Annotated in this window: 18 protein-coding genes; 8 read left to right on the top strand and 10 right to left on the bottom strand. The window is 61.2% G+C overall.

Annotation, left to right across the window (positions count from 1 at the left end; translation table 11 throughout):
• Positions 1-268 precede the first annotated feature (268 nt).
• From ACIOUG_RS07275 to ACIOUG_RS07265, 3 genes are all read left to right on the top strand, one after another.
• Complete coding sequence (locus ACIOUG_RS07275; RefSeq protein WP_003226194.1) at positions 269-1,048, top strand: ABC transporter substrate-binding protein; 780 nt, start codon at positions 269-271, stop codon at positions 1,046-1,048.
• Between the two features lie 203 nt (positions 1,049-1,251).
• The gene (locus ACIOUG_RS07270; RefSeq protein ID WP_401063843.1) at positions 1,252-2,364 is read left to right on the top strand and encodes a succinylglutamate desuccinylase/aspartoacylase family protein; all 1,113 of its coding nucleotides are present in this window, start codon (positions 1,252-1,254) and stop codon (positions 2,362-2,364) included.
• Positions 2,365-2,538: 174 nt separating this feature from the next.
• On the top strand, positions 2,539-3,255 hold the full coding sequence (locus tag ACIOUG_RS07265; protein ID WP_401063840.1) for an alpha/beta hydrolase: 717 nt from the start codon (positions 2,539-2,541) through the stop codon (positions 3,253-3,255).
• 3 nt (positions 3,256-3,258) lie between these two features.
• Here the strand turns inward: ACIOUG_RS07265 and ACIOUG_RS07260 are convergent, their stop codons facing one another.
• A complete protein-coding gene (locus ACIOUG_RS07260) occupies positions 3,259-3,825 on the bottom strand; it encodes a hypothetical protein (protein WP_401063837.1) in 567 nt (188 codons plus the stop codon).
• A gap of 85 nt (positions 3,826-3,910) precedes the next feature.
• Complete coding sequence (locus tag ACIOUG_RS07255; RefSeq protein WP_401063834.1) at positions 3,911-4,693, bottom strand: hypothetical protein; 783 nt, start codon at positions 4,691-4,693, stop codon at positions 3,911-3,913.
• Positions 4,694-4,826: 133 nt separating this feature from the next.
• Between ACIOUG_RS07255 and ACIOUG_RS07250 the strand changes: the two genes are divergently transcribed.
• Together ACIOUG_RS07250 and ACIOUG_RS07245 are read left to right on the top strand one after the other, a co-directional pair.
• On the top strand, positions 4,827-5,363 hold the full coding sequence (locus ACIOUG_RS07250) for a chalcone isomerase family protein (protein WP_401063832.1): 537 nt from the start codon (positions 4,827-4,829) through the stop codon (positions 5,361-5,363).
• Between the two features lie 143 nt (positions 5,364-5,506).
• Positions 5,507-6,826 carry an Nramp family divalent metal transporter gene (locus ACIOUG_RS07245; protein ID WP_401063829.1) on the top strand — a complete coding sequence of 440 codons (1,320 nt, stop codon included), beginning with the start codon at positions 5,507-5,509 and terminating at the stop codon, positions 6,824-6,826.
• Between the two features lie 224 nt (positions 6,827-7,050).
• On the opposite strand, the gene ACIOUG_RS07240 is transcribed toward ACIOUG_RS07245, so the two are convergent.
• The 3 genes from ACIOUG_RS07240 to ACIOUG_RS07230 are packed head-to-tail and all read right to left on the bottom strand — an operon-like array spanning position 7,051 to position 9,632.
• Positions 7,051-8,232, bottom strand: a complete 1,182-nt coding sequence (locus ACIOUG_RS07240; protein WP_007968788.1) for an acetyl-CoA C-acetyltransferase — start codon at positions 8,230-8,232, stop codon at positions 7,051-7,053.
• 11 nt (positions 8,233-8,243) lie between these two features.
• Entirely contained in the window at positions 8,244-8,909 is a 666-nt protein-coding gene (locus tag ACIOUG_RS07235; RefSeq protein ID WP_016774134.1) for a CoA transferase subunit B, read from the bottom strand.
• Between the two features lie 24 nt (positions 8,910-8,933).
• The gene (locus tag ACIOUG_RS07230) at positions 8,934-9,632 is read right to left on the bottom strand and encodes a CoA transferase subunit A (RefSeq protein WP_003226174.1); all 699 of its coding nucleotides are present in this window, start codon (positions 9,630-9,632) and stop codon (positions 8,934-8,936) included.
• A gap of 252 nt (positions 9,633-9,884) precedes the next feature.
• Between ACIOUG_RS07230 and ACIOUG_RS07225 the strand changes: the two genes are divergently transcribed.
• Positions 9,885-10,760 (top strand): LysR substrate-binding domain-containing protein, encoded by an 876-nt coding sequence (locus tag ACIOUG_RS07225; RefSeq protein ID WP_401063826.1) that lies wholly within the window; start codon positions 9,885-9,887, stop codon positions 10,758-10,760.
• Between the two features lie 186 nt (positions 10,761-10,946).
• Here ACIOUG_RS07225 and ACIOUG_RS07220 read toward each other — a convergent pair whose 3' ends face one another.
• The 4 genes from ACIOUG_RS07220 to ACIOUG_RS07205 all read right to left on the bottom strand — a co-directional run bounded on the left by ACIOUG_RS07220 (position 10,947) and on the right by ACIOUG_RS07205 (position 14,761).
• On the bottom strand, positions 10,947-11,789 hold the full coding sequence (locus ACIOUG_RS07220) for an NAD-dependent protein deacetylase (protein ID WP_401063823.1): 843 nt from the start codon (positions 11,787-11,789) through the stop codon (positions 10,947-10,949).
• 110 nt (positions 11,790-11,899) lie between these two features.
• The gene (locus tag ACIOUG_RS07215) at positions 11,900-12,724 is read right to left on the bottom strand and encodes a hypothetical protein (protein ID WP_401063821.1); all 825 of its coding nucleotides are present in this window, start codon (positions 12,722-12,724) and stop codon (positions 11,900-11,902) included.
• A 202-nt stretch (positions 12,725-12,926) separates the two neighbouring features.
• A complete protein-coding gene (locus ACIOUG_RS07210) occupies positions 12,927-13,973 on the bottom strand; it encodes a class I SAM-dependent methyltransferase (protein ID WP_401063819.1) in 1,047 nt (348 codons plus the stop codon).
• Between the two features lie 326 nt (positions 13,974-14,299).
• On the bottom strand, positions 14,300-14,761 hold the full coding sequence (locus tag ACIOUG_RS07205) for a GNAT family N-acetyltransferase (RefSeq protein ID WP_401063817.1): 462 nt from the start codon (positions 14,759-14,761) through the stop codon (positions 14,300-14,302).
• Positions 14,762-14,979: 218 nt separating this feature from the next.
• Here ACIOUG_RS07205 and ACIOUG_RS07200 point away from each other — a divergent pair, with 218 nt between their 5' ends.
• On the top strand, positions 14,980-15,792 hold the full coding sequence (locus ACIOUG_RS07200) for a class I SAM-dependent methyltransferase (RefSeq protein WP_401063814.1): 813 nt from the start codon (positions 14,980-14,982) through the stop codon (positions 15,790-15,792).
• Between the two features lie 137 nt (positions 15,793-15,929).
• Here ACIOUG_RS07200 and pcsA read toward each other — a convergent pair whose 3' ends face one another.
• On the bottom strand, positions 15,930-16,652 hold the full coding sequence (pcsA, locus tag ACIOUG_RS07195; protein WP_401063812.1) for a phosphatidylcholine synthase: 723 nt from the start codon (positions 16,650-16,652) through the stop codon (positions 15,930-15,932).
• A 262-nt stretch (positions 16,653-16,914) separates the two neighbouring features.
• Here pcsA and ACIOUG_RS07190 point away from each other — a divergent pair, with 262 nt between their 5' ends.
• Positions 16,915-17,682, top strand: coding sequence for a tellurite resistance TerB family protein (locus ACIOUG_RS07190; RefSeq protein WP_401063809.1), 768 nt, complete (start codon positions 16,915-16,917; stop codon positions 17,680-17,682).
• Positions 17,683-18,043 lie beyond the last annotated feature (361 nt).

The raw sequence follows: 18,043 nt of genomic DNA, 5'->3' as shown, positions 1-18,043 counted from the left end.
AAAAGATCGCAGCCTGCGGCAGCTCCTACATGAGTAATAGGTACCCTTTTCGAGGGTTTGTCCTACAGCCTTTGCACCATGTCGGCGCAGCGTTGATCCCGGTCAACGGTGTCGCCGATTTTCTGTAAGTATTTGTCGCTTAAACACAATTTACCCTGTGCGCGCCGCCATAGACTGCCGGCCACTTCGGTTTTTTGCCGCTAAATGGCCATGACCGAACGCCCAATCGAAAGCTGCCAATAAAAGCCTCCGCACACAGGAGTAATAAATGAAGAAGCTAGTGATGTTCGGTGCCCTGGCACTGTCGATGTTGTCCCTGACCGCCGTGGCCGAAGACGCCAAACCGATTCGTCTGGGGATCGAAGCCGCTTACCCGCCATTTTCGATGAAAACCGCTGACGGCAAACTCACCGGGTTCGACGTCGATATCGGTGACGCCCTGTGCAAGCAGATGGACGTCAAATGCGTGTGGGTCGAGCAGGAATTCGATGGCCTGATCCCGGCACTCAAAGTGAAGAAGATCGACGCGATCCTGTCCTCGATGACCATCACTGACGACCGCAAGAAAAACGTCGATTTCACCATCAAGTACTACCACACCCCGGCGCGCTTCGTGATGAAGGAAGGCTCCGGTGTCAAAGACCCGCTGACCGAGCTCAAGGGCAAGAAAGTCGGCGTGCTGCGCGCCAGTACCCACGACCGCTATGCCACCGACATGGCCAAGGACGCCGGGTTTGAAGTGGTGCGCTACGGCTCGCAACAGGAAGCCAACCTCGACATGAAATCCGGTCGTCTCGACGCGATGCTGGCCGACTCGGTCAACCTCAGCGACGGTTTCCTGAAGACCGACGCCGGCAAGGGCTTCGAATTCGTCGGCCCGACCTACGAAGACGCCAAGTACTTCGGCGGCGGTGCCGGGATTGCCGTGCGCAAGGGCGATACCGAACTGGCGGAGAAATTCAACAAAGCCATCACCGAAATCCGCGCCAATGGCGAGTACAAGAAAGTCCAGGACAAGTACTTCGACTTTGACGTGTACGGTCATTAATACGCTGTAGAAAAAAGTGGCCCCGTGCATGCGGTGGCCACTTTTTTTGTGCTCTCCCCCTGAAGACAAAGACCCCCTGTGGGAGCGGGCTTGCTCGCGAAGGCGGTATAACATTCAACACAATCATTGACGGATACACCGCCTTCGCGAGCAAGCCCGCTCCCACAGGGGATTTTCGCCGATTCAATTTTCAGGAGTTACCCATGCAACGCATCGACCATGTCCTGCCCTGGAGCCACTTGGGCAGCGAACGCTCCCTCAGCGTCTTTCGTTACGGCACGGGCAGCCGCAAGGTGTACATCCAGGCCAGCCTGCACGCCGACGAACTGCCGGGTATGCGCACTGCCTGGGAACTCAAGCAACGCCTCAACGCGCTGGAACAGGACGGCCGCCTGCAAGGCGTGATCGAGTTGGTGCCGGTGGCCAACCCGATTGGTCTCGACCAGCACCTGCAAGGCAGCCACATGGGGCGCTTCGAGCTGGGCAGCGGGAAAAATTTCAACCGCTCGTTTGTCGAACTCAGCGCGCCAGTGGCGGCGCGAATCGGCGAGCAATTGGGCAGCGATGCCGCGGCCAACATCGCCTTGATCCGCCAGACCATGGGCCAGGTGCTCGATGAGCTGCCAGCCCCGGCTTCGCAACTGGAAGCGCTGCACCGCTTGCTGCTGCGCCATGCCTGCGACGCCGACATTACCCTTGATCTGCATTGCGATTTTGAAGCGGCGATTCACATTTACGCACTGCCGCAGCACTGGCCGCGCTGGCAATCGCTGGCAGCGCGACTGAAGGCTGGCGTGGCGCTGTTGTGTGAAGACTCCGGTGGCAGTTCGTTTGACGAGTCGTGCTCGTCACCGTGGCTGCGCCTGGCGCGGGCGTTCCCGGACGCGGCAATTCCTCCGGCGAATCTTGCCACCACCCTGGAACTGGGCAGCATGGGCGACACCCGGGTCGATCAGGCGCAGGCCAATTGCGCAGCGATTCTCGGTTTTCTCGCCGAGCAGGGCTTCATCAGCGGCGAATGGCCAGTGGCACCGGCCGAGTGCTGCGAAGGCATGCCCTTCGAAGGCACCGAATACCTGTTCGCGCCGCACCATGGTGTGGTCAGCTTCCTGCGCAATGCCGGGGAGTGGGTCGAGAAGGGCGATGCGCTGTTCGAGGTGGTGGATCCGTTGAATGACCGGCTCACCACCGTCCGCGCCGGCACCAGCGGCGTGCTGTTCGCGATTGATCGTGGGCGTTACACCCAGCCGGGGATATGGCAGGCCAAGGTGGCGGGGCGTGAGCCGATTCGAGTGGGCAAGCTGATCAACGACTGAATCCAGACCTCACCCCCCCTGTAGGAGCTGCCGAAGGCTGCGATCTTTTGATCTTGCTTTTAAAAGTCAAAGTCAAAAGATCGCAGCCTGCGGCAGCTCCTACAGGTCTGGGTGAGGCAGGTTAAGCCTGTTAGGCTCCACCGACGAACCCGACACCCTGTGAAGGAAGGCTTTATGTTGAAGGCGTTTGCCCTGTTAACCCTGCTGGCGTCCAGCGCTGTTCACGCGCAGACCACGCTGCAAAGCGACTTGCCGCTGAAGTACATCGAACAGGTTCACCCTGACGCGAACACCCGGCCACTGGTGATTTTCCTGCACGGCTACGGCAGTAACGAGGCCGATCTGATCGGCATGAAGTTTCAGCTGCCGGCGCAGTACAACTACCTGTCGGTGCAGGCGCCGCTGGCGTTGGGCGAAGGGCGTTTCCAGTGGTTTCGCAAGAAAGGCGAAGGGGCCTACAACGGCGAGACCGATGATCTGCAGGCCAGCGGCCAGAAGTTGCGGGAGTTTGTCGCGCAGGCGGCGCAGAAGTATCACGCCAGCCCGGACAAGGTGTATCTGATCGGCTTCAGCCAAGGCGCGATGATGACCTACGAGGTGGGCTTGCGGCCGCCGGTGGCGGTTGGCGGCATCGCCGCGTTGAGCGGACGCCTGTTGCCGGTGTTGAAAACCGAGCTCAAGGCCGAGCAGCAACCGTTGCCGCTGAAGATCTTCATCGGCCACGGCACCGCCGATGATCGGGTGCCGTACCGCGATGGCACCGCGGCCAATGCGCTGCTGCAAAAACTTGGCTACAAACCCGAGTTTCACGCCTATCCCGGCGTCGGCCACAGCATCAGCGCGGCCGAGCTTCGCGACCTGAATGCCTGGCTGCAGCAGCTCAATCCGTGACGATCACTTGTCCTTGAGGATGGTTTTCACCAGCGCATCGTGACCGCTCTTGTCGCTGGCCCGGGAAATCACCTGGACCAGCGCCATGCGCTTGCCGGAGGCGGCGAGCAGGGTGGTGTTGAGTGTCTGGCCGCCGCCCTGAGTGGCGGTGCTGTCGACCTGACGCACACCGAGGCCGCTGCTTTTCTGGGTCAGGCTTTTTTCGCTGAGCTTGTTGAAATCCGGCAGAGCCTTGCGTTGATCATCAATGAAACTCGCCAGGCTGCCATCGAGAAATTCGTTGTCGTTGTCCTTCACGCTGGCGCCACCGGCGATTTGGTTTTCGGCGGCGATGACCACAGTCTTGGTCGCCTGATTGGTGTACATCGTGCCCTTGGCACCGGTCGGTCCGGCCGGCAGCGGGTCGGCGGTGAAACCCTTGGGCAGGACAAAGCTGAACTTGCCGTCGAGCATCGACACGTTGTTGGTCGAGGCCTTTTCCTTGGGCTTGGCCGCCTGGGCATTGAGGGCGCCGAAACCGGCGACCGCCGCCAGCAACAGGACGACGGCTTTCTTGCTGAGCAATGACATGTGAATCTCCGAGGGATGGTCGCGCCAGGGCGGCGATGATCCCATGGAGCATGCCTGGCATTCCAGCGCGGTTTGTCTGGCTGTTTCAGCCTTGGGGTTGTGGATTTTTGAATGGAGCTGGTCGGGCCAGCAGTTTGCGGGTGACCCCGAGCATGGCCACCGACACCGCGACACCGGCGATGAATCCGCTGAGGCCCATGCCTGGCAGGGTCAGCGCCGACACCAGGCAAAATGCCGAAAACGAGTACATGCCGATCGCCGTCGCCCGCAACAGTGCCGCGGTAAACGCCGGGCCGCGAGTCTGCTGAGAGAACACCGCCATTACGCTGCCGAGCACCGGGAACACCGCGAGCAAACCGCTCCAGCGCTCGCCCACGGTACTCGCGAGCATGGTCACCAGCAGGGTCAGCGCCGCGCCGGCAAGCATTCGCCAGATCAGTTTGTCCGACTTCGGCGCCGGGCCCTTCAACACCGGCTGCACGTGGGGAAACAGGTGCGGCGCCGCCAGCAGGGCAGTCGCCGCCGCAGCGATCGAGAACGGCAGCGACGGCGGAATCAGCGACAACCCCAGCGCCAACAGCGCCCACACCGACAGTGAAACCGTCAGCGCCCATGGCCAGTTCGCCCGTTGCGCCACCTGCGCATAGGTGACGCAGAACGCAATCATGGCGAACATCGCCGACAGCGCCGCGACCGCCGACTGCGCGGCAAACTGCGGCCCCTGTTCGATGGCGAGGAACAACAGAATCGGCCCTACCACCACCGGCAACCCCGACAGCCAACCGGCGACGCTTGGCCCCCAGCGCTTGCCGGCGAGGGAAATCAGCAGCAGAAAACCGGGGATCAGCAGCAGTTTGAGGATCAGCACACGGGAGGCCTCCGGGAGGGAAGTGGCCAAGGTAACCGATTGGCGCATTGATCGACAATTCTTGTATACAAAGCCTCGTGCGGATATCCGCTATGCTCTGGCTATCAGGGTTTAACCGGGAGTTGCTGCTGCCATGAGCAAACCATCGAAGTTGCTGCGCGGGTGCTGTGGCATCGGTTTGTGGGCGTTGTTACTCACGCCGACCTGGGCCAATTGGCAGGACGCCGTGCCCGGCGCGCAAATCATCGGCAGCGGCGATTTCAGTGTGTTCGGCTTCGACGTCTACAACGCTCGGTTGTGGAGCGCGGCACGCCCGTTGTCGACCGAACAGCCCTTCGCGCTGGAACTGATCTACCGGCGCAAGATCTCCCGGGATGATCTGGTGCAGGCCAGCGTCGATGAAATCAAACGGCTGTCCGGCTCGGGCGTCAGTCCTGCGCAACTGGCCAAGTGGCAAGCGCAGATGCAGCAATCGTTTATCGACGTGCAGCCCGGTACGCGGATTACTGGCGTGTATTTGCCGGGGCAGGGCGCGCGGTTTTTTGTCGGTCAGCAACTGCAGCATGAGATTGATGATCCGCGATTTGCTCGGGCGTTTTTTGATATCTGGCTGGATCCGCGTACGCGCAATCCCGAGTTGCGTCAGCAGTTACTCGGTGTGGGTCGTTAAGATCAAGAGATCGCAGCCTGCGGCAGCTCCTACAAGGTACGCATTTCAATGTAGGAGCTGCCGAAGGCTGCGATCTTTTGCTCTTCAAGGGTTCAACTGAAACGTCTAAGCTGCGTCTTTCCGACTTGTTTCTGGATGTGTGCGTGAAATTCAGCTTACCCAAAATCGCCACCGCGCCGTTCTGCCCGCCAGAAGTGGCCGGCAGTGTGGAAGTCGATCCCCGCGCGTCGTTTTTCAAACGCGCGTTGCGTTTTGCCGGGCCTGGTTTGCTGGTGTCGATCGGCTACATGGACCCGGGCAATTGGGCGACCGCCATCGAGGCCGGTTCGCGTTTTGGTTACAGCCTATTGTTTGTGGTGTTGCTGGCGAGTCTGGCGGGGATGGTCGTGCAATGCCTGTGCTCGCGGCTGGGCATCGCCACCGGTCGCGATCTGGCGCAATTGTCCCGCGAGCGTTACAGCACGCCGGCCGCACGCCTGCAATGGGTGCTGGCGGAAATCTCGATCATCGCCACCGATCTGGCCGAAGTGCTCGGTTGCGCGCTGGCTTTTCACTTGCTGCTCGGTTGTTCGCTGACCTTCGGCATCGCCCTGACCGCCTTCGACACGCTGCTGGTGCTGGCTCTGCAGAACCGTGGTTTCCGTCGACTCGAGGCGATCATGCTGGTGCTGGTGGCGACCATCGGCGTGTGTTTCTTCGTCGAACTGGTGCTGATCAAACCCTACTGGCCGGACGTGTTCGCCGGGTTCAAACCGTCGCTCTCGGCAATCAGCGATGCCGCGCCGTTGTATCTGGCGATCGGCATCCTCGGCGCCACGGTGATGCCGCATAACCTCTACCTGCACACCTCGATTGTGCAGACGCGGATGATCGGCACAGACCTCGCCAGCAAGCAGGACGCGGTGAATCTGGCGCGCATCGACACCATCGGTTCGCTGGCATTGGCGCTGCTGGTCAACGCGGCGATTCTGATTCTGGCAGCGGCTGCGTTCCACCAATCCGGGCACACCGACGTGGTCGACATCCAGGACGCCTATCACCTGCTCGACCCGCTGGTCGGCGGCGCGCTGGCCAGTGTGCTGTTCGGCGTCGCGTTGCTGGCGTCGGGGCAGAGTTCGACGTTCACCGGGACCATCGCCGGGCAGGTAATCATGGAGGGTTATCTGAACCTGCGGATTCCCTGCTGGCAGCGGCGTGTGATCACTCGCGGACTGGCGTTGATCCCGGCGTTCATCGGCGTGTGGCTGATGGGCGATAACGCGGTGGGCAAGTTGCTGGTGTTGAGTCAGGTGGTGTTGAGCCTGCAACTGCCGTTTGCGCTGTACCCGTTGATTCGCATGACCAGCGACAAGCAACTGATGGGGCCGTTCGTGAATCGGCTGCCGACCCGGGTGTTGGCGTGGGGCTTGTTTGCGGTGATCAGTGGGGCGAATGCGTGGTTGATTCTGCAGATGGCGGTGTGAGCCTGGTTTTTCTGTTGCCTGAGTTGGCCCCTTCGCGAGCAAGCCCGCTCCCACCCTGGAATGCATTCCCCTGTGGGAGCGGGCTTGCTCGCGAAGAGGGAGGAACATTCACTGCAAATTTCAAAGGACAAAAAAACACCCGGTGCAACGCAAGTCACACCGGGTTTTTTGTTGCCAGCGAGCAGCGGATGTCGTGGATCCACCGCCCGCTGCGAACTCTTGGGTTAAGCGCGTTCCAGCGCCAGCGCCACACCCTGACCGCCGCCGATGCACAGGGTCGCCAGACCTTTCTTCGCATCACGCTTGATCATCTCGTGCAGCAGCGTCACCAGCACCCGGCAACCCGACGCGCCGATCGGGTGACCGAGAGCGATGGCGCCGCCGTTGACGTTGACCTTGTCCAGATCCCATTGCAGATCCTTGGCCACTGCCAGCGATTGCGCAGCGAAAGCTTCGTTGGCTTCGATCAGGTCCAGTTGGCCGATATTCCAGCCTGCCTTGTCGAGGCAGCGACGGGTGGCCGAGACCGGGCCGATGCCCATGATCGCCGGGTCTACACCTGCGTTGGCGTAGGCCGCGATTTTTGCCAGCACCGGCAGGCCCAGGGCCTTGGCTTTCTCTGCGCTCATCAGGATCACCGCCGCGGCGCCGTCGTTCAGCGACGATGCGTTGCCGGCAGTGACGCTGCCATCCTTCTTGAACGCCGGACGCAGTTTCGCCAGCGATTCGGCGGTGGTGTCGCCGCGCGGTTGTTCGTCGACCTTGAACGCTACCGGGTCACCTTTGCGCTGCGGGATCAGGATCGGGGTGATCTCATCGACAAAGCGTCCGGCTTCGATCGCTGCGGCAGCTTTGCGCTGTGAAGCGGCGGCGAAGGCGTCCTGCTGCTCGCGGCTGATCGCATATTTATCGACCAGATTCTCGGCAGTGATGCCCATGTGGTAATCGTTGAACGCATCCCACAGGCCATCGCTGATCATGGTGTCGACGATTTGCGCGTGACCCATGCGCAGACCGGTGCGGGCGCCCGGCATCACGTAGTTGGACAGGCTCATGTTCTCCTGACCACCGGCGATGATCACCTCGGCATCGCCGCAACGGATCGCTTGCGCGCCCAGGTGCAGGGCTTTCAGGCCCGAGCCGCAGACCTTGTTCAGGGTCATGGCGGGCACGGCGTGGGGCAGGCCGGCCTTGATCGCCGCCTGACGCGCCGGGTTCTGGCCGGCGCCGGCGGTCAGCACCTGGCCCATGATCACTTCATCGACCTGTGCACCGTCCAGGCCGGTCTGCTCGAGCAACTGGCGAATCACCGCAGCGCCCAGATCAACGGCGGACACCGAGGCCAGCGAACCCTGGAAACTGCCGATCGCGGTGCGGGTGGCGGCAACAATTACGACGTCTTGCATTTTCGAATTCCTCACTGGGCAGCGAACTGCATTTCCGGTACGTGATCCGGGACGATCAGTTTACCAGCGGTTTTGGCGACGATTTCCTCGACGCTGACGCCAGGTGCGCGTTCCTTGAGGACAAAAGCGCCATTTTCGATTTCCAGATAGGCGAGGTCGGTCAGCACGCGCTTGATGCACCCGGCGCCGGTCAGCGGCAGGCTGCACTTGGCCAACAGCTTGGACTCACCGTCCTTGGACGCGTGGGTCATGATCACGATGATGTTGTCGGCACCGGCCACCAGGTCCATCGCGCCGCCCATGCCCTTGACCAGTTTGCCGGGAATCATCCACGAGGCGATGTTGCCTTCGACGTCGACTTCGAACGCGCCGAGCACGGTCAGGTCGACATGGCCACCGCGAATCATCGCGAAGGATTCGGCGGAGTTGAAAATCGATGCGCCGATGCGCGCGGTCACCGTCTGTTTGCCGGCGTTGATCATGTCGGCGTCGATGGTTTCTTCAGTCGGAAAAGGCCCCATGCCGAGCAGACCGTTTTCCGATTGCAGCATGACTTCCATGCCTTCGGGAATGTAGTTGGCGACCAGGGTCGGAATGCCGATGCCGAGGTTCACGTAGTAGCCGTCCTGCATTTCGCGGGCGACGCGCTGAGCCATTTGTTCGCGGGTAAGTGCCATGTTTTTATTCTCCGTCAGCCTGAATTATTTGCGGATGGTGCGCTGTTCGATGCGCTTTTCGAACGTGCCGCAAATGACCCGGTCGACGTAGATGCCGGGGGTGTGGATCTGCGACGGATCCAGTTCGCCAGGCTCGACGATTTCTTCGACTTCGACCACGGTGATCTTGCCGGCGGTGGCGGCCAGCGGGTTGAAGTTCTGCGCGGTGTGGCGGTAGATGACGTTACCGAAATGGTCGGCTTTCCAGCCTTTGACGATGGCGAAATCGCCGGTGATGGATTCTTCCATCAGGTACTTGCGCCCGTTGAATTCACGCACTTCCTTGCCTTCGGCGACCGGGGTGCCGACGCCGGTGGCGGTGAAGAAGGCCGGGATGCCGGCGCCGCCTGCGCGCATTTTCTCGGCGAGGGTGCCTTGCGGGGTCAGGATGACTTCGATGTCGCCCTTGAGCAGTTGCTCTTCGAACAGTTTGTTTTCGCCGACGTAAGAGGCAATCACCTTGCTGATCTGGCGGTCGGTCAGCAGCACACCGAGGCCGAAACCGTCGACGCCGCAGTTGTTGGAGACCACGGTGAGGTCGCGGGTGCCCTTGCGCTTGATCTCGGCGATCAGGTTTTCCGGGATGCCGCACAGGCCGAAGCCGCCGGCGATCACGGTCATGCCGTCTTCAAGACCGGCCAGAGCTTCCTCGTAGGAACTCACGCGCTTGTCGAAACCTGCCATATGCACCTCTTTTATTGTTTGTCGGGCGGCTGGCTAGCCGAATGACTGGAGTGTCGCGCTGGAGGATATATTTGTTAAGTTGATTTTTAAGGTTGATTGATAGATAAAACTCAACAGTGTTGGTTGTTACTCTGTGTAGGAGCTGCCGCAGGCTGCGATCTTTTGATGTTGTTTTTAAGATCAAGATCAAAAGATCGCAGCCTGCGGCAGCTCCTACAGTGGGTACGACGTTGAAACGGTAGGGTATAAAGTATGACCATCAAACAGATCCGCGCCTTTCTCGCTGTGGCGCAGAGCCTGAGCTTCGCCGTGGCCTGTGAGCGTCTGCACCTGTCGCAATCGGCGCTGAGCCTGACGATCAAGGCGCTGGAAGAGGGCCTTGGCGGGCGGCTGTTCAGCCGCAACACGCGCAACGTGGCACTGACCGCCGAGGGCGAATCACTGCTGCCGCTGGCGCGGCGCCTGATCGCCGACTGGGACAACGCCGAAGACGAAATGCGCCAGCGCTTCAGCCTGCAACGCGGGCGGGTGACGCTGGCGGCGATGCCGTCGTTTGCCGGCAACCTGCTGCCGCCGATCCTCAAGACGTTCCGCGCGCGCTATCCGAACGTCAACGTCACGGTCAACGACGTGATCAACGAACAAGTGCTGGAAATGGTCCGCGACCGCCAAGTGGAACTGGGCGTGGCCTTCGAGCCGATGCAAAACACCTCGCTGACGTTTACCCCGCTGTACATGGACCGCTTTGTCGCCGTGGTGCCACAGGATTCAACGCTGGCCGGGCTTAGCGAAATCGACTGGCAGACCTTGCTGCAGCAACCGTTCATCACCCTGCAACGGCCGTCGACGGTGCGGGTGATGCTCGAGGAGCACTTGCAGGCCCGGGGCCTGAAACTGCCGGTGGAATTCGAAAGCCATCAACTGGCAACGGTCGGACGCATGGTCGCCAGCGGGCTGGGGGTCAGTGCGGTGCCGGCGTTGTGTGCCGAGCAGATGCTGGAACTGGGCGCCTGTTGCCTGACCCTGAATGATTCGGTGGAGCGGGCGATTGGTGTACTCACGGAGCCGGGTAATGAACTGTCGGCAGCGGCGCAGGCACTGTTCGATATCCTCAAAGCTGAACACTGAACACTGAACACTGAACACTGAACACTGAACACTGAACACTGAACACTGAACACTGAACACTGAACACTGAACTGCGATCCCATCCCTGTAGGAGCTGCCGAAGGCTGCGATCTTTTGATCTTGCTTCTAAAAAACAAAGTCAAAAGATCGCAGCCTTCGGCAGCTCCTACAGGGGATTTTCGGCATTCAGGAAGTCAAGCGTTGCACCAGCAGCGGCAGCAGTTGCTCGCATGACGCCTCGATCTTCAGATCCAGCAGATCATCGGCGCGGGTCTTGCCGAGGTTGATCGCCAGCAACGGCTTGCCCCGATCGGCGATTACCCGGCACAGACGAAACGCCGAATAGGCCATCAGCGACGAACCCACCACCAGCAACCCTGCAGCATTTTCCGCCGCCGCCATGGCCCGCGCCGCTGTCGGTTGCGCCACGTTCTCGCCGAAGAACACCACGTCCGGCTTCATCCGCTCACCGGCGCAATACGGGCACTGCGGGGTCCGAAAGCGTGCTTCGAAGGCCGGATCGAGCAGCGTATCGCCGTCCGGCGCCTGCACCGCATCGACCCCGGCCAGATACGGATTCTGCTCGACCATGCGTTGCTGAATCTGGTCACGTGCGCTGCGCTGGCCGCAATCCAGGCACAGCACCCGGTGCAGGCTGCCGTGCAACTCGATCACATCGTGACTGCCGGCCTGATCGTGCAGGGTGTCGACGTTCTGCGTGATCAAGGCGCTGATCAGTCCCCGGCGCTGCAAATCGGCCAGCGCTTGATGCGCCGCATTCGGCTGCGCCTGACGCACCCGCGGCCAGCCGAGCATAGCCCGCGCCCAGTAGCGACGACGTGATTCCGGGGCGGCGAGAAATTCCTGATACATCATCGGCTGCCGGCCACGGCGCACACCCTCGCTGTCGCGGTAATCCGGAATGCCCGACGGCGTGCTGATACCGGCACCGGTCAGCACCAGGAAATCACCGTCGGCCATGGCCTGGTGCAAGGTAGCGAAGTGTTCGCGAATCGGGCTGTCGAGCATGGTCAGCGCTCCGGGGCAGGTGAGTGCCTTGCAGGTTAGCACCGACTCGGTGGCGAGAGCGCCAGCGCCCCGATAACAGGCACTTGCCAGGCCAGCGGTGACTCAAGTCGCTATGCCTTTGTGTAGTCGATAACTCCCTTGGTCAGAGTAACCACCTTGTCGCCGTACTCACCTTCAAATTTCAGCTCTCCGAGCAAGCGATCGGTAGACGGATTCTCGGTCAGTGTGAGCGTCCCGGCAGTCGCAAGATAAATGCCGGAGTCAGCCCCGCCACTGGTGATGTAGGAGGCTCGCACAGGATCGTCGGATTTGCCGAAACGATGCTCGCCCTGGCCGATTCCATGATCGATGAACAGCCTGACCTGCTGAAGTCGGGGAGGAAGGATTTCCCAGGTGATTTGATCGGCGGCCATTGCAATGTGGCCTTCGGTTTTGGCGACGTTTACCGTGTCGGCAAGAAATTTCGAGGGCGCCACTTCAGCGAGGTCGGCAGTGAACGATTGGGCAGTGTTGACGACCGTTGGGTCAATGCCTTCCAGGTCAAAGTGTCCGTCACTCACGTCCAGTTCAAACCCTCCAAATTGTCCCGTGAAATCAAACGTGGCAAGCATTTGCTGACTGTCCGCGTTGTACTGAATCGACAAAGTTCCGCTGCGCGAAGGAATGAAGTAGTCCTGGCCAAAGTAGTAGATCAGCGCGTGATCCGGATTATCGCTGGTGCTGAGTGCATAGATTCGCTTGTCACCGTTGTCAGGCAGGCTCAACGGAACCAGAAAGTACAGGCTTCGATTGCCGGTCTCAGATTGATGATGCGCGTCTATCCGCCAGTGCTTCTCAGTGCGCTGAACCTCAATTGGCTGGTTGGCAATGAACTCTGGTTGATCCTTGATTTTTGCTGTCATTGCTCCTTTGGGAGCCTGCGTGAGCGTGTCCATGGGCGTGCTTCCTGTCAGATGAGGGGGGTTCCGGTGGCGGAAAACCATTCTAGGAAGTCGCTACAGGTGGCGATACTGTCATTTATGACAGGTATAAGGGGCGCAGTTCTTATTCGTTTTTAGCCAGAATGGCGTGCGCCGCAAGGACTGACGCCGTGACGAGAGCCCGCGCCCTCGCCACAGGTTCAGGTCTGGTCAGTGCTTATTTGCGCGCCTCCAGAATCAGATTGAACGGCGTCTGCGTGGCCCGGCGAAAGTGCTTGAACCCGGCCTCGGCAAATACCTTGCGCAAACGCATTTCACCGGCCTGTGCGCCGAGCCCGAGGCCGACTTCCTGGGACAGCGAGTTCGGTGTGCAGATAAAGGTCGAGGCCGCGTAAAACAGCCGTCCGACCGGGTTGATGTTGTCGTCCAGCGCGTCGTTGGCAAACGGCTCGACCAGCAACACCGTGCCATCGTCCTTGAGCGATTCAAAGGCATGCCGCGCAGCGCCGACCGGGTCGCCCATGTCGTGCAGGCAGTCGAAGTAGCAGATCAGGTCGTAGTCGCTGCCGGGGTAACTTTTGGCGGTGCTCTGAAAGAATTGCGCCCGCCCGCTGACACCACCTTCTTCGGCGCGCTGGTTGGCGACGGTGATCGACGGCGCGTGGTAGTCGAAACCGACAAAGCGCGAGTTGGGAAACGCCTGGGCCATGATCACCGTCGAGGCGCCGTGGCCGCAGCCGACGTCGGCAACTTTGGCGCCGTTTTCCAGCTTGGCGATCACGCCGTCCAGCGCCGGCAACCATTCAGCGATCAGGTGCCCTTTGTAGCCGGGGCGAAAAAAGCGCTCGGTGCCGGTGAACATGCACGGGTGATGATCGCCCCAAGGCAAAGCGCCGTTGCCGCGCATGGCTTTGACCAGTTTGTCCTTGTCATGGAAAAACGACGCCACCACGCCGAGTCCGCCGGCGACGTAGACCGGCGAGTCTTCAACGGCCAGCGCCAGTGCCTGTTCTTCCGGCAGACGAAACTGGCCATCGTGATGTTCCATGTAGCCGGAGGCGGCATGGGCGCTGAGCCATTCGCGCACCAGCCGCGGGTTGCAGGTGGTTTTTTCGGCGAGGGCTTGCGGGGTGATCGGCTGACTGTCGGCCATTGCCCGGTACAGCCCGAGTTCTTCGCCAACGATGACGTTCGCCAGCATCGCGGCGCCGCCCATGTCGTTGACCAGTTTGCCCATGAAGGCGTTGAGTCTTGTTTCGTCCATCACGAGTGCTCCTGATACAGGATCACCGTCCGATGGCAAAACATTGTCGAGGCATGGGCCGCAGGGCGGTGGTCACAGAAGTGGGCAGGGCACAGCTGACGTCGTCCTGCATTCCCCCTCGACTGGGTCATTAACCAGTCTAGCCGTGCCGGGACAAGCTGCCGATTTTGTGACTCACACAATCCCCCTGTGGGAGCGGGCTTGCTCGCGAATGCGCTGTGTCAGCAGCCTATTAGTTGACTGACACAGCGCATTCGCGAGCAAGCCCGCTCCCACAGGGGATTTGTGATGCTCCATCCCGCCGTTCAGCGCCAGTCGCCGCCCGCTCACAGGTCGCGCACCATCAGCCATTGCTCGTTGTCCCAGGCGCGAAAACCCTCGAGCAGTGTCCAGCCGCGCTTGGCGTAGTAGTCCTGTTTGTTCTGGGTATGCAGATAGAAACGCGCGAAGCCGCGTCGTTTCGCTTCCTCGCTGATGCCTTCGATCAACCGCTCGGCCAGACCCTGACCACGGGCTTCGGGGCTGACGTATACGCAGGCCAGCCACGGGCCGAGATCCGGGCGCAGCGCCAGATCCGCCCGGGCCAGCGCTGCACCGCCGAGCAAACGCTCACCGTCCAGCGCAATCAGGCACGACCAGTCGCCATTGCGCTGGCCGGCAGCGAACTCGTGTTGCCATTCGGCCAGGGGTTGCTCGGCGTATTCATAGGCGAATTGCCGGTGAATCCATTCGGCGTAGTTGTCGCTGTGCTGCAGGTGATCGACGAGCCATTCGAGACGCAGGGACATTGTGGGAGTCCATTCGCGGAAGACGGGAAGGCATAAGAGCCGATTGCCCCCGCCCATGGCAATCCCGACAGTGTTTCGAGGGCTTTACAAAATCCTGCCGCTCATCGGCCCGGTCGCTGTTTTGACGGTGCTTCGGACGATTGACCGGGACGCCGTCGACCCTCGGCGCGATAGTGGGGCGAGTGGGCCAGTCCCCAACCTGCTGCGGAGCACGATTGATGAGCACGCCCATTGATCTGACGGGCCTGAAAGAGCGTCAGAAAGTCGCCTGGGCCAGCGGCGATTACGCAGTGATCGGTACGACCTTGCAGATCGTCGGCGAAAATCTTGCCGAGGCCTGCGACCTGCGTTGCGATGAAGAGGTGCTGGACGTCGCCGCCGGCAACGGCAATGCCACGCTGGCGGCGGCGCGGCGCGGTTGTCTGGTCACTTCCACCGACTATGTCGCGGCGCTGCTGGAACGCGGACAGGACCGGGCGCGGGCCGAGCATCTGGACGTGATGTTTCAGGTCGCCGATGCCGAAGCGTTACCGTTCGCCGACGAGAGTTACGACGCGGTGCTGTCGACCTTCGGTGTGATGTTCGCCCCGGATCAGGCCACGGCTGCGGCGGAACTGGCGCGGGTCTGTCGGCGGGGCGGGCGGATCGGCCTGGCGAACTGGACGCCGGAAGGCTTCGTCGGCCAGATGTTCAAAGTTCTCGGGCGCCATGTACCTCCGCCCGCCGTGGCTCAGCCGCCGTCGAACTGGGGCACTGAAGCTTGGCTGCACAGCCACTTCGACGAACGCCAGTTCCTGCTGCAGGTCACCCGCCGCACGTTCAACTTCCGCTATCGCTCGGCGGCGCATTTCATCGACATCTTTCGCCATTGGTACGGGCCGGTGCACAAAGCCTTCGCGGCATTGCCGCCGGAAAGCGGGCAGGCGCTGGAGAGTGATCTGGCGGATCTGCTGAACCGCTCGAACCGGGTGGGAGAGAAGTCGCTGGTGGTGCCGAGCGAGTATCTGGAGGTGGTCATAACCAAACGCTGAATGTCGGAACAATGCCAAACCCTGTGGGAGCTGGCTTGCCAGCGATGGCGGCCGTCCTGTCAAAACGATGTCGACTGTCAGTCCGAAATCGCTGGCTAGCCAGCTCCCACAGGTATTCGCGCTTGCCCGGGCTGGCGCTATTTCAAATGCGCCCGATCAAACCATTCCAGCGCCGTGCGCCAGACGCAGATGCCGAGGAAGTAAGCCGACATCAGCAGCCACAAACCCATCACCAGCGGATTGATCACCGGGTGATTGAGCACCAGCGACAAGCTGCACAGCAGCCAGATCGCCGTCACCGCGATGTTGATCGGCATGAACCGGCGTACGCGGAACGGGTGGAGAAACTTCATGCGGGTAACGGTCAGCAGCGCCAGGCCAATGATGGTCAGCAAGGTGATCCACGGTCCCGGATTGATGATGTACAGGCACAGCGCAACCACGTTCCACGCGGCGGGGAAGCCGACGAAGTAGTTGTCCTTGCTCTTCATGTTGACGTTGCAGAAGCAGAACAGCGATGACACCAGAATCAGCGACACGCTCAGCAGCAGGGTGTAGTCGGGCAGGGGAATGTAGCGATAGATAAACAGCGCCGGGATGAACACGTAGGTCAGGTAGTCGATGACCAGATCGAGGATCGAACCGTCGAAACTCGGCAGCACCGATTGCACGTTGACCTTGCGCGCCAGCGCCCCGTCGAGCCCGTCGACGATCAATGCCACGCCCAGCCACATCAGGCAATGGGTCGGCTGGTTCTCCAGCAGGGCGAGGGTTGCCAGAAATGCGGTGACCACGCCGGTCGCGGTAAAACCATGGGCGCCCCATGCTTTGAGCCTGGCGATGTGTACGGTCGATATCACAGGGGCGTTCTCCAGATAAATGAAGCAAGCCGGTTATCACCCTTGGGCAAAAAGGGCGCCGGCCAACCGGGTCGGGGTTGCTGCTATCGACCGGTTTTGCCGGGATAAGGTTCACCTCCTTTGAATCTTAGCTGGCCGCACAAAAAATACCTCGGCGAAATCCGCCAGCGGCAGTCGGCGTCAGCCAGACGGTGCTGGCGCGATGGCTGCGGCGGTCTATCGTTGCCTGACGCAGTTATTGCCAATGCCTGAGGACAAGATCATGAACACCAGCGATTTGCTCGAACAACTGCTGCGGGGCCAGGCCTCGGCGGGACAACAAAGTGGCGCCTCGGCTGGCGCGGGTCTGGGTGGATTGGGCGGCTTGCTCGGTAGCCTGTTGGGCGGCGGCGCGAGCACAGGGGCCAGTGGCGCGCAGTCCGGCGGGCTGGGTGGTTTGGGTGGATTGCTGGGTGGCTTGCTTGGCGGCGGTGGCGGCGGTGGATTGGGCGGCGCACTGGGCGGGGCACTCGGTGGCGGCGGTACGCAAAGCCGTTCCGGGGGCACCAATTATGCGGCACTGGCCTCGCTGGGGATGATGGCGTTCCAGGCGTATCAGGCCTGGCAACGCAGCCAGGCATCGGCGGCCCCGCAGCAGATTCCGCCAACCGCAAATCTGCTGGCCGGGCCCGAAGTCGAGGAGCACGGGCATGCTGTGCTGCGGGCGCTGATCGCGGCAGCCAAGGCTGACGGTGAGATCGACGCCCGGGAACGGCAAATGATCGATGAAGAGATTGGCAAACACACCGATGATCCAGGATTGCAGCAATGGTTTAACGCTGAAGTCGCCAAACCGCTGGATGCGAGCGAAGTCGCGCAGGCGGCCAACGGCGACCCGGCCGTAGCCGCCGAAATGTATCTGGTCAGCGTGATTCTGGTGGACGACCAACAGGACGCCGAACGCAACTATCTGGACGAACTGGCCGCTGCGCTGAAAATTGACCCGCAATTGCAGGTGCACCTGGAGCAGCAGGCCAAGGGTCAGATCTGAAGCAAAGGCCAATAATCCCGAACGTCGGCAGGCTACTCTGCGATAACAGGCCAGCCTGCCTTTTTCTCTGTGACTGTCATCGCCTCCTGATCCGGCTTCCCGGATACGTCCTACACACAAAAGCGATTCGCCCGACTGTAGCAATCTGCTGACCCATGCAAAGTCCTGTGTCTGAAAAGACACGAGGACATGTGAATGCCTATCGCGGCCCATCCCGTCGCAATCAGAGGTGCCATCAGAAGGTGGCGGCCATGAAGCAACACCCGGCCATCCTCGACGCCGCCGCAGCCTCCAAGAAACCCTTCGGCTCCCTCGACAGCTGCCCGCTACGGCAAACCCACGTGCAGTTGCTGCCGTTGAG

It is taken from the genome of Pseudomonas sp. NPDC087803 (genome assembly GCF_044742995.1).
Lineage (GTDB): Bacteria > Pseudomonadota > Gammaproteobacteria > Pseudomonadales > Pseudomonadaceae > Aquipseudomonas.
The sequence above is the reverse complement of the archived record's forward strand: the minus strand, read 5'-3'. Positions and strand labels throughout refer to the sequence as shown.